This window comes from Streptococcus sanguinis SK355, assembly GCF_000212855.1.
Taxonomy (GTDB): Bacteria; Bacillota; Bacilli; order Lactobacillales; family Streptococcaceae; genus Streptococcus; species Streptococcus sanguinis_A.
In genome coordinates, this window is the sequence record NZ_GL890993.1 from 581,481 (window position 1) to 592,545 (window position 11,065).

The 11,065-nt window shown below is 37.2% G+C and carries 10 protein-coding genes and 2 tRNA genes; all 12 read left to right on the forward strand.

The genetic code is table 11. The features are described 5' to 3' along the window. Positions 1-15: 15 nt before the first annotated feature. Complete coding sequence (gene pth / locus HMPREF9389_RS08460; protein ID WP_002928618.1) at positions 16-585, forward strand: aminoacyl-tRNA hydrolase; 570 nt, start codon at positions 16-18, stop codon at positions 583-585. Beyond that, positions 578-4,081, forward strand: a complete 3,504-nt coding sequence (gene mfd / locus HMPREF9389_RS08455; protein ID WP_002928620.1) for a transcription-repair coupling factor — start codon at positions 578-580, stop codon at positions 4,079-4,081. The genes pth and mfd overlap by 8 nt, the downstream gene beginning before the upstream one ends. Positions 4,082-4,171: 90 nt before the next feature. Then, entirely contained in the window at positions 4,172-4,438 is a 267-nt protein-coding gene (locus HMPREF9389_RS08450; RefSeq protein WP_002894302.1) for an RNA-binding S4 domain-containing protein, read from the forward strand. After that, entirely contained in the window at positions 4,431-4,799 is a 369-nt protein-coding gene (locus HMPREF9389_RS08445) for a septum formation initiator family protein (protein ID WP_002928622.1), read from the forward strand. The genes HMPREF9389_RS08450 and HMPREF9389_RS08445 overlap by 8 nt, the downstream gene beginning before the upstream one ends. A 2-nt stretch (positions 4,800-4,801) precedes the next feature. Next, positions 4,802-4,930, forward strand: a complete 129-nt coding sequence (locus HMPREF9389_RS12300) for an SP_0009 family protein (RefSeq protein WP_002928624.1) — start codon at positions 4,802-4,804, stop codon at positions 4,928-4,930. After that, positions 4,923-6,206 carry a serine hydrolase gene (locus HMPREF9389_RS08440; RefSeq protein ID WP_002928625.1) on the forward strand — a complete coding sequence of 428 codons (1,284 nt, stop codon included), beginning with the start codon at positions 4,923-4,925 and terminating at the stop codon, positions 6,204-6,206. Before HMPREF9389_RS12300 ends, HMPREF9389_RS08440 begins: the two co-directional genes overlap by 8 nt. Then, the gene (tilS, locus tag HMPREF9389_RS08435; RefSeq protein WP_002928626.1) at positions 6,203-7,480 is read left to right on the forward strand and encodes a tRNA lysidine(34) synthetase TilS; all 1,278 of its coding nucleotides are present in this window, start codon (positions 6,203-6,205) and stop codon (positions 7,478-7,480) included. The genes HMPREF9389_RS08440 and tilS overlap by 4 nt, the downstream gene beginning before the upstream one ends. Positions 7,481-7,484: 4 nt before the next feature. Then, positions 7,485-8,027, forward strand: coding sequence for a hypoxanthine phosphoribosyltransferase (hpt, locus tag HMPREF9389_RS08430; protein WP_032906688.1), 543 nt, complete (start codon positions 7,485-7,487; stop codon positions 8,025-8,027). A 17-nt stretch (positions 8,028-8,044) separates the two neighbouring features. Further along, complete coding sequence (ftsH, locus tag HMPREF9389_RS08425) at positions 8,045-10,024, forward strand: ATP-dependent zinc metalloprotease FtsH (protein WP_002928631.1); 1,980 nt, start codon at positions 8,045-8,047, stop codon at positions 10,022-10,024. A gap of 105 nt (positions 10,025-10,129) precedes the next feature. Next, a tRNA-Glu gene (locus HMPREF9389_RS08420) sits at positions 10,130-10,201 on the forward strand. Positions 10,202-10,206: 5 nt separating this feature from the next. Further along, positions 10,207-10,280: transfer RNA gene (locus HMPREF9389_RS08415), tRNA-Asn, on the forward strand. Between the two features lie 212 nt (positions 10,281-10,492). After that, positions 10,493-10,978, forward strand: a complete 486-nt coding sequence (locus HMPREF9389_RS08410; protein ID WP_002928633.1) for a sigma-70 family RNA polymerase sigma factor — start codon at positions 10,493-10,495, stop codon at positions 10,976-10,978. Positions 10,979-11,065 lie beyond the last annotated feature (87 nt).

Sequence of the window (11,065 nt, forward strand, 5' to 3'; positions counted from 1 at the left end):
TTATAAAGGAGAAAAATGGTAAAGTTAATAGTTGGTTTGGGAAATCCAGGAGAAAAATATATTGAAACTAAACATAATGTTGGTTTTATGTTAGTTGACAAGGTTTGTAAAGATCTTGATTTAAAATTTACAGCTGATAAAATCTTTCAAGCGGATATTGCTTCTACTTTTCTGAATGGTGAAAAAGTCTATTTTGTAAAACCAACTACATTTATGAATGAGAGTGGAAAGGCCGTTCAAGCTTTACTGGCATACTATGGTTTAGATATAGAGGATTTATTGGTCATCTATGATGATTTGGATATGGAAGTTGGTAAGATTCGTTTGCGCAGCAAGGGTTCAGCTGGCGGCCATAACGGCATTAAATCTATAATCAAACACATTGGAAGTCAAGAGTTTAAACGGATAAAGATAGGTATCGGCCGTCCAAGAGAAGGCATGACAGTGGTTCACCATGTTTTAGGAAAATTCGATAAAGATGATTATATAAAGATTCTGAATACTCTTGATAAAGTTGACAATGCTGTAAATTATTATTTACAGTCAGGCAATTTTGAACAAACAATGCAGAGATACAATGGATAATAAAATGAACCTGATTGACTTATTTTGTCAAAACCAGCAAATTTCAGATTGGAAGAAAAATCTCCATAAAAGCAGCAGACAGTTGATAATGGGATTGTCTGCATCAACAAAAGCGATTACTATAGCGGCTGGATTAGAAGAAGCGGATAAAATCCTTGTGCTGACTTCTAGTCAAAATGAAGCAGATCGTTTGGCTAGTGATTTGATTTCTTTGTTGGGAGAAGACAAGGTCTATACTTTTTTAGCAGATGATACTCCTATAGCAGAATTTGTTTTTGCATCACAGGAAAAAATATTTTCGCGATTAGATGCTCTAAACTTTTTAATAGACCATCAAAAGTCTGGAATTCTAGTTACTAATATCGCAGCTAGCAAATTACTCTTGCCTGATCCCATTGATTTTAAAACAACCAACATAAATTTGAAAGTTGGACAAGAATATGACCTAAATAATCTTGTAAAGATGTTGTCAAGATCAGGATACAAGAGGGTATCTCAAGTTTTAAGTCAAGGAGAATATAGTCTAAGAGGAGATATCTTAGACATTTTTGAGCGCTCAGCAGACTCTCCCTATCGACTGGAGTTTTTTGGAGATGAAATTGACGGTATTCGGATTTTCAATCCAGAAAATCAAACTTCAATTGAGAACGTAGAAAGTATTTTGATTAAACCTGCTTCTGATATCCTGCTTTCTGAGAAAGATTATGCTAGAGGACTAGAAAATCTGGAAGTAATTTTAGAAAAAGCTGTTGATCCTGCTTTGAAATCTTACTTAGAAGAGTTACTAATCAGTGCCAAAGAGAGGTTTTATCATGCAGATATTCGTAAATTCCTTTCTTATTTTTATCAGAAAGAATGGACTATTTTAGACTATTTGCCTGTTCATAGCCCTGTGTTTTTTGATGATTTTCAAAAAATTGTGGATCGACATGCTCAATTTGAACTGGAAACAGCTGGTTTATTGACAGATGATTTACAAAATTGTAAAGCTTTATCAAGTCAGAAATATTTTGCAGATAAGTACCAAGATTATCGTCAATATAAACCAGCAACCTTCTTTTCAAGCTTTCAAAAGGGTTTGGGAAATTTGAAATTTGATGCTTTGTATCAATTCAATCAGTACCCAATGCAAGAATTTTTCAGTCAGTTTCCCTTGCTAAAAGAAGAAATTAATCGTTATAAAAAATCTGGCTATACAATAATCTTACAAGCAAATTCTTCAGCAGGTTTACAAAGTTTACATAAAAATTTACAGGAATATGATATTTATTTAGACTATATAAAAGAGACTGAGATTCACAAAAATGCAGTTCAGCTTATTGAAGGAAATCTTGTCCAAGGCTTTAATTTCGTAGATGAGAAAATTGTTCTTATTACAGAGTATGAAATTATTCATAAGAAAATAAAACGAAAAATTCGGCGTCAGAATATCTCTAATGCTGAACGACTGAAAGATTATAATGAGCTAGAAAAAGGGGATTATGTTGTCCATAATATTCATGGGATAGGACGTTATCTGGGGATAGAAACGATTGAAATATCTGGTGTCCACCGTGATTATCTGACGATTCAATATCAAAATTCTGATCGTATTTCGATTCCAGTTGATCAGATTGATCTCTTATCAAAGTATGTTGCCAGCGATGGAAAAACACCTAAGGTAAATAAGCTAAATGATGGTCGTTTCCAGAAGAGTAAGCAAAAAGTTCAGCATCAGGTTCAGGATATTGCGGATGATTTGATTAAACTATATGCTGAACGTAGCCAGCTAAAAGGCTTTGCTTTCTCAGCGGATGATTCCAATCAAGAGGAATTTGATAATGATTTTCCTTATGTTGAAACAGAGGACCAGCTAAGAAGTATTCAGGAAGTGAAGAAGGATATGGAAAGTAGTCGTCCAATGGACCGGCTCTTAGTTGGTGATGTTGGCTTTGGGAAAACAGAAGTAGCTATGCGGGCTGCTTTTAAGGCTGTCAATAATCATAAACAAGTAGCTGTATTAGTGCCAACAACGGTTTTAGCCCAACAGCACTATACTAACTTTAAAGAACGCTTTAATGATTTTGCAGTCAATGTTGAGGTACTCAGCCGTTTCAGGAGTAAGGCAGAACAAAAACAGACTCTAGAGAAGCTACAGAAGGGACAAGTTGACATTATCATTGGAACCCACCGACTCTTATCCAAAGATGTAGAATTTGCGGATTTAGGTTTGATCATCATTGATGAGGAGCAGCGTTTTGGAGTTAAGCACAAGGAAACATTAAAGGAATTGAAAAAGAAAGTTGATGTCCTGACCTTGACAGCAACTCCTATTCCTCGAACTCTTCATATGTCTATGCTGGGGATTCGCGATTTGTCAGTCATTGAGACCCCACCAACTAATCGCTATCCTGTTCAGACCTATGTTTTAGAAAGCAATCCTACAGTGATTCGAGAAGCTATCTTACGTGAAATAGACCGAGGTGGACAGGTTTACTACCTTTACAACAAGGTTGACACAATCGAACAGAAAGTTTCAGAGTTAAGAGAGTTAATCCCAGAAGCTTCTATAGGCTATGTTCATGGCCAAATGAGTGAAATTCGTTTAGAAAATACGTTACTGGATTTCATCAATGGAGAATATGATATTTTGGTGACCACTACCATTATTGAAACTGGGGTTGATATCCCCAATGCCAATACTTTGTTTGTAGAAAATGCTGATCATATGGGGCTGTCAACCTTGTATCAACTTCGTGGACGAGTTGGCCGCAGCAATCGGATTGCCTACGCTTATCTAATGTACAGACCAGATAAAATTCTGACAGAAGTTTCTGAAAAGCGTCTAGAGGCTATTAAAGGATTTACAGAGTTAGGTTCTGGATTTAAGATTGCTATGCGAGATTTGTCTATTCGAGGAGCTGGCAATATTCTAGGAAGTATGCAATCTGGCTTTATTGATTCTGTTGGTTTTGAGATGTACTCACAGCTTCTAGAAGAAGCCATTGCTAAAAAGCAGGGCAGAGAAAACAAGCGTCAAAAAAGCAATGCAGAACTTAATCTGCAGATTGATGCCTATCTACCTAGTGACTATATTTCTGATGAAAGACAGAAGATTGAAATTTACAAGAGAATTCGTGAGATTGACAGCCGTGTAAACTATGAAAATTTACAGGATGAATTGATTGATCGCTTTGGGGAGTATCCTGATGTTGTAGCCTATTTGTTGGAGATTGGACTTGCTAAGTCTTATTTAGATCAGGCATTTGTAAAGTCAGTGGAACGCCAGCAGAATGCAGTAATTATTCATTTTGAGAAGATTTCACAGCAGCTTTATCTGACGCAGGATTATTTTGAAGCACTTTCAATGACGAATTTAAAGGCTCGAATTGGCGAAAAAAATGGCTTGATTGAAGTGATTTTTGATGTGAAGAACAAAAAAGATTATGAGATTTTAGAAGGTCTGGTTAATTTTGGAGAAAAGATGCTGGAAATTAAACAGCGCAAGGCAGAATAAAGGTTACAATTCAGTGAAGTTTGGCTTTTTAAGCTCTATTTTTCTCAAAAAATGGTAGAATAATAAATTAAGAGAAAATGAGGTAATAGGATGAGATTAGATAAATATTTGAAAGTGTCACGGATTATCAAGCGACGTCCAGTGGCTAAAGAAGTAGCTGATAAGGGCCGGATAAAAGTGAATGGTATCTTGGCAAAGAGCTCAACAGATTTGAAAGTGGATGACTTGGTTGAAGTACGTTTTGGTAATAAACTCTTGACTGTAAAAGTTTTAGAGATGAAAGACAGTACTAAAAAGGAAGATGCAGCTAAGATGTATGAAATCGTCAGTGAAACAAGGATAGAAGAAGATGCCTAAAAATATCGTCCAACTCAATAATCGTTTTATTCAAGATGAAAATCAACGCCGCAGATATGTGGATCAGGAACGGCGGAAACGTAATCGTTTTATGGGCTGGGTTCTGATTTTGGTTATCCTCTTGTTTATTCTACCTACCTATAATTTATATCAGAGTTATCAAACCTTACTGCAGCGTCGTGAACAGTATTCTAAACTCCAGGAGAAATATCAGACGCTCAGCGAAGAAAAGGACTACCAATCTGATATAGCAGCAAAGTTAAAAGATGATAGCTATGCGGCTAAGTATGCACGCGCTAAATACTCTTTTTCAAAAGAGGGTGAGTACATTTATACTATCCCAGATTTATTACCACAGTAGTTATGGAAGATTTATTAAAAACAATTGAGCAGTTCTTGGCCTTTTCAGATGAGAAATTGGAAGAACTGTCTGAAAAAAATCAAACTTTGAAACTTCAAGAAAATCAAGAGGAAAGGGGAAAACATGCGTAAGTTTTTGTTACTGATATTTTTGCTGCCAGCTTTATTTAGCAGTATCACAGTTATTAGTACCGAAAAAGATTTCGTATTAGACGAGGAAGAAAAATATCATTTTACAAGCACTACGTATGGACGCTATTATGATAGCATCCCGACAAATCCTAATGTTTATGAAGAAACTCCTACATTTACAGATTCTACTCTGAGTAAGACTGCTGGAAAGCTAGTTCCAGACCAGCCAATCCAGATAACAGGATTTTATGTAAATGAAGAAGGAGTTCCGATTTTCAAGCTGAAAAATGGGCAGTTTGTGATAGCGGATAAAAATACAATTTACGAAGATACTGTCCAGTCAATCGAAGATGTTCATCAAGAAATGTGGTTAAAACTTGGCTTCATTCTTTATGATAAAGCCAATATCAACGGAGCCAAAAAAGTCAATACAACATTAGCTCCATATACAAAAGTAACCATTGTTCAAATTGTCCAGACTGTCAAAGGAACTTATGCCCAGGTTGAAGGACAGGGCTGGGTTTCTATGGAATTTCTGGATGATACTGATAATCGAATGGACAAGGTTCAAGAAATTCTGAGTAGTAAGTACAACAAGGCGGACTACTCTATCTATGTCAAACAGCTGGATACAGGCAAAGAAGCAGGTATCAATCAAGATCAAGAGATGTATTCGGCCAGTGTGACCAAACTGCCTTATCTTTACTATGTGCAGGAACAGCTGAATCAGAAAAAAATTTCCTTAGATCAGAAGTTCAAGTATGTTGGAGCAGTTAATGATTTTGCAGGTGCTTACGAACCAGAAGGAAGTGGCAGCATTGAGAAGTCAGCTGATGACAAGGAATATTCAGTTCATGATTTAATAAATCGAGTGGCCAAAGAATCAGATAATGTCGCCCACAATATCTTAGGCTATTATGCGACCAATCAATCTGATAAAAATTTTCAGCAGACGATCAACAAAATAGCTGGAAAGAAATGGGATGTGGAAGAAAGACAGGCTTCTTCACGTATGGCTGGAAATGTTTTGGAAGCTATCTATGAGCAAAATGGCATGATTATTGATGCCTTGTCTCAGACAAATTATGATAATCAACGGATTTCTAAAAATATTGATGCTAAAGTAGCTCATAAAATTGGCGACGCCTATGATTTCAAGCACGATGCTGCGATTGTCTATGCAGATTCCCCTTTTATCATTGTCATTTTTACTAATAATGCAAACTACGATAACATTTCCCAGATAGCAGACGATGTCTATGGAGTCCTGAAATGATTAAGCAAGAATTTCTTAAAAAAATGCAGGAGAAAAAGTATTTCCAAGGCCATCGAAAAGTTTTGGTTGCTGTATCAGGTGGACTGGATTCTATGACACTGCTGCAGCTGTTGATTGATTCTCAAAAAGAACTGGCTATCGAGCTTGCGATTGCTCATGTCAATCACAAACAGCGGCCAGAGTCAGATCAAGAAGAAAAGGCATTAGTAAAGATTGCGGAACAGCTTGGTGTAAAGATTTTTACATCAAGTTTTTCTGGTAAATTTTCAGAAACTGCTGCTCGGCAGTTTCGTTATGATTTTTTCGGGAAAGTGATGCAGGAGGAGCACTATACAGCTTTGGTAACTGCCCACCACGCAGATGATCAAGCTGAGACTGTTTTTATGCGGCTGCTGCGTGGAGCTAGACTTCGTCATTTGTCCGGTATGAAAGCTGTCCAGTCTTTTGCTTGCGGGGAGCTGATTCGTCCTTTGCTTACTTTTCATAAGTCAGACTTTCCAGAGATTCAGCATTTTGAAGATAGCAGTAATTTTCAAAATGACTATCTCAGAAATCGAATTCGCAATCTTTATCTGCCGAATCTAGAAAAAGAAAATCCACAATTTAAGGATTCTTTGCGGTATCTGGGCAAGGAAATTGAAGATTGGCAGGCCGCTTTGTCTTACTTGACCAGAGATTTAGATATAGAAAATGTTCAAGTCTTTCATCAGCAAATCCCTCAGGTTCAACGTTTTCTATTGCAGAACTATCTTGAAAACTTTCCTGGTCTGAATCTGAGTAAGCAGCAGTTTGAGGAGGTTTTAAACATCCTGCGGACTAAGGCTAATTATCAGCACACTTTGAAAAAAGACTATGAGCTTGTTAAAGATTACCAGCGTTTTGAAATTAGAAAAATCAGTCGTAAGCCCGATTTAAAAATGGATTCAATTTTGTTAGAATTTGAGAATCTGATTGAGTTTGGGCATTATCGATTTTCATTCGGCCTTCCTTTGAATGGTGAAAATATCCAGAAAGTTTTTGTTTCGCGTGAAACTTCGCTAACACTTCGCTTCCGAAAAGAGGGAGACAGTATTTTGCTAAATGGTCATCACAAGAAACTTCGTCGTCTTTTTATTGATAAGAAGGTTTCCTTTGAAGAACGGAATTCATCTGTAGTAGTGGAACAAAATCATCAAATTTTAGCAATCTTAAATATTGCTATCAGTGATTTGAGTAAGGCATTAAAAAGTGATATAATGAGTACTGTACTTTATATTCAGAAAATAGATGGGTAAAATTATGCTAGAACAAGATATCAAAAAAATATTGATTTCCCATGAAGAAATCGTGGATGCTGCAAAAAAACTTGGCCAGCAATTAACCAAAGACTACCAAGGTAAAAATCCAATTTTTGTTGGAATTTTAAAAGGTTCCGTCCCTTTTATGGCTGAGCTGATCAAGCATGTTGATACACATATTGAGCTTGATTTTATGTTGGTTTCCAGCTACCATGGTGGTACTACCAGCTCAGGTGTCATTAATGTTATTAAAGACATTGATCAAGACATTACAGGACGTGATATCCTATTTGTTGAGGATATCATTGATACTGGTAAGACTTTGAAAAGCCTGTGCGATTTGTTTAGAGAAAGAAATGCTGCATCAGTGAAAATTGCTACACTTTTGGATAAGCCAGAAGGGCGTATTGTTGAAATCAATGCAGATTATACATGTTTCACAATCCCAAATGAATTTGTTGTTGGATATGGGCTAGATTACAATGAGAACTATCGTAATACTCCATATATTGGTATTTTGAAAGAAGAAGTTTATACAAAATAAAGGTTTACTATTAATAGATGAAAAATAAGCAAAATAATGGTTTTATAAAAAATCCATTTCTCTATATTCTGATTATTGTTGTCCTAGTGACAGGATTTCAGTATTTCTTTTCAGGAGATACTGGCGGTCGCAGTCAGCAAATCAATTACACAGAATTAGTAAAGGAAATTAAGGAAAATAATGTCACAGAGATGAGCTACCAGCCAAATGGTAGCGTCGTTGAGATTTCAGGTACTTACAAAACACCTCAGGAATCGAAAGAAGATACAGGGATTTTATTTTTCACTCCAACCGTTTCTAAAGTAGAGAGATTTACAAGTATTATTTTACCGTCAGATATTACAATTTCTGATTTACAAAAGTTAGCTTCTGAGCATAACACTGAAATCAGCATAAAGCGCGAAAGTTCAAGCGGAATGTGGATTACAATCCTCACTTCCATCGTTCCTTTTGTGATTGTCATCTTCTTCTTTATGTCCATGATGAATCAAGGTGGCGGCGGTGGTGCCCGCGGTGCCATGAATTTTGGCCGCAATAAGGCGCGTGCTGCTAACAAAGAAGATATTAAGGTTCGTTTTTCGGATGTAGCTGGTGCCGAGGAAGAAAAGCAAGAGCTAGTAGAAGTTGTTGAGTTTCTGAAAGATCGGAAACGTTACACCAAGCTAGGTGCTCGTATTCCTGCCGGTGTCCTTCTAGAAGGACCTCCAGGAACTGGTAAAACCTTGCTTGCTAAGGCAGTTGCTGGAGAAGCAGGAGTTCCTTTCTTCAGTATCTCAGGTTCCGACTTTGTAGAAATGTTTGTTGGGGTCGGAGCAAGCCGTGTCCGTTCTTTGTTTGAGGATGCGAAAAAAGCAGCCCCTGCCATTATCTTTATCGATGAAATCGATGCAGTCGGTCGTCAGCGTGGTGTTGGCCTTGGCGGTGGTAACGATGAGCGTGAGCAAACCCTTAATCAGCTTTTGATTGAAATGGATGGTTTTGAAGGCAATGAAGGAATCATTATCATTGCGGCTACTAACCGTTCGGATGTATTAGATCCAGCCTTGCTGCGTGCTGGCCGTTTTGACAGAAAAGTCTTGGTCGGACGTCCTGATGTTAAAGGTCGGGAAGCTATTCTCCGTGTTCATGCTAAGAATAAACCGCTGGCTAAAAATGTTGATTTAAAACTAGTTGCTCAGCAGACACCAGGTTTTGTTGGTGCTGATTTGGAAAATGTCTTGAATGAAGCTGCTTTGGTTGCTGCCCGTCGTAACAAGAAAGTTATCGATGCTGATGATATTGATGAAGCAGAAGACCGGGTAATCGCAGGACCTTCTAAGAAAGACAAGACTGTTTCTGAGCGTGATCGTCAAATGGTTGCTTATCATGAAGCTGGACATACTATTGTTGGTTTGGTATTGTCAAATGCGCGTGTCGTACATAAGGTAACCATCGTACCTCGTGGCCGTGCTGGCGGCTATATGATTGCTCTGCCTAAGGAAGACCAAATGCTTCTATCTAAAGAAGACATGAAAGAGCAATTAGCTGGTCTTATGGGTGGCCGTGTGGCTGAAGAGATTATCTTTAATGTTCAAACAACAGGTGCTTCTAATGACTTTGAACAGGCAACTCAGATGGCCCGCAGTATGGTAACGGAATATGGAATGAGTGAAAAACTTGGTCCAGTTCAATACGAAGGCAATCATGCTATGTTTGGTGCAGCCAGTCCTCAAAAATCAATATCAGAACAGACTGCATATGAGATTGACGAAGAAGTAAGAGAACTTCTCAATGAAGCTCGTAACAAAGCTGCAGAGATTATCCAGTCCCATCGCGAAACTCATAAATTGATTGCTGAAGCGCTTCTTAAATATGAAACTTTGGATAGCAATCAGATTAAATCATTGTATGAAACTGGCAAAATGCCAGAAGAGTCTGAACTTGAGTTGGATAAGGAAGCACACGCACTTTCTTATGATGAAATTAAAACGAAAATGGAAGAAAAAAGTTCCGAGTAGAAGAAGTTGGAGAAACTCCAACTTTTTTCTCTTTTTCTGAAATAATTATTGACAAAGGAAGAAAAGCTGATATAATGGAATATGTTCTGCAGAAGGACAAGAAATGGTCCGTTGGTCAAGGGGTTAAGACACCGCCTTTTCACGGCGGTAACACGGGTTCGAATCCCGTACGGACTATATAATCCGCCATAGCTCAGTTGGTAGTAGCGCATGACTGTTAATCATGATGTCGTAGGTTCGAGTCCTACTGGCGGAGCTAGGTTTAAAAAATCAAATGTGTAAGCATTTGATTTTTTCTTGCTTTCATACTTCGCACAATCCTCCCAAATGACTAAATATGTGCCTGAAATGACTTAAAAATAGTTATTCGAGTCAGAAGAGTTCCTGAAAGATGCTTTTTAGAAGAAAGAGCCCACCTTGCTTTCTATTTACAGTAGAATTAAGTCAAGTAAATTTTAAGGAGGAACTATGGATTTTAGAGCTACTTATGAGAAGGTGAAATGGATAGTTTGGAAGTGTAAGAAAGATTACTATATTCATTTGTGGGAACATAGTGATTGGGAGCAAGAAGGAATGTTAGTTTTATACGAACTTCTGCTTAAAGAAAAAGGAATTGAAAACGATGAGGAAAAACTCTATCGTTATTTCAAAACAAAATTCAGAAATCATATACATGATAAAATTCGTAAACAAGAAAGCCAAAAGCGCAAATTGGACCGCCAGCCTTATGAAGAAGTGAGTGAGATTGGACATCGACTAAAATCAAAAGAGCTGTTTCTAGATGAGTTAGTTGCCTTTAGAGAAGCGATTGACAATTACAAAAGAACTCTCGATGATGTTGGATTGGATAATTATCAGAGGTTGATGAGCAACGAGCGCTTTAAAGGAAGAAGAGCTATGCTTAAAGATTTAAAAAATCACCTAAAAGATTTTCAAGACAATACGATTTTATAATGAATAAACTTGATGACTCTCAATCTGTTTTATTAGAACAGGTTCGAGCATCAAGTTTTTTATTAAATAAAAAAATAAAAAATATTA

Coding starts and splice junctions, on each gene's coding strand:
- pth (WP_002928618.1), top strand. CDS start 16: ATGGTAAAGTTAATAGTTGGTTTGGGAAATCCAGGAGAAAAATATATT.
- mfd (WP_002928620.1), top strand. CDS start 578: ATGGATAATAAAATGAACCTGATTGACTTATTTTGTCAAAACCAGCAA.
- HMPREF9389_RS08450 (WP_002894302.1), top strand. CDS start 4,172: ATGAGATTAGATAAATATTTGAAAGTGTCACGGATTATCAAGCGACGT.
- HMPREF9389_RS08445 (WP_002928622.1), top strand. CDS start 4,431: ATGCCTAAAAATATCGTCCAACTCAATAATCGTTTTATTCAAGATGAA.
- HMPREF9389_RS12300 (WP_002928624.1), top strand. CDS start 4,802: ATGGAAGATTTATTAAAAACAATTGAGCAGTTCTTGGCCTTTTCAGAT.
- HMPREF9389_RS08440 (WP_002928625.1), top strand. CDS start 4,923: ATGCGTAAGTTTTTGTTACTGATATTTTTGCTGCCAGCTTTATTTAGC.
- tilS (WP_002928626.1), top strand. CDS start 6,203: ATGATTAAGCAAGAATTTCTTAAAAAAATGCAGGAGAAAAAGTATTTC.
- hpt (WP_032906688.1), top strand. CDS start 7,485: ATGCTAGAACAAGATATCAAAAAAATATTGATTTCCCATGAAGAAATC.
- ftsH (WP_002928631.1), top strand. CDS start 8,045: ATGAAAAATAAGCAAAATAATGGTTTTATAAAAAATCCATTTCTCTAT.
- HMPREF9389_RS08410 (WP_002928633.1), top strand. CDS start 10,493: ATGGATTTTAGAGCTACTTATGAGAAGGTGAAATGGATAGTTTGGAAG.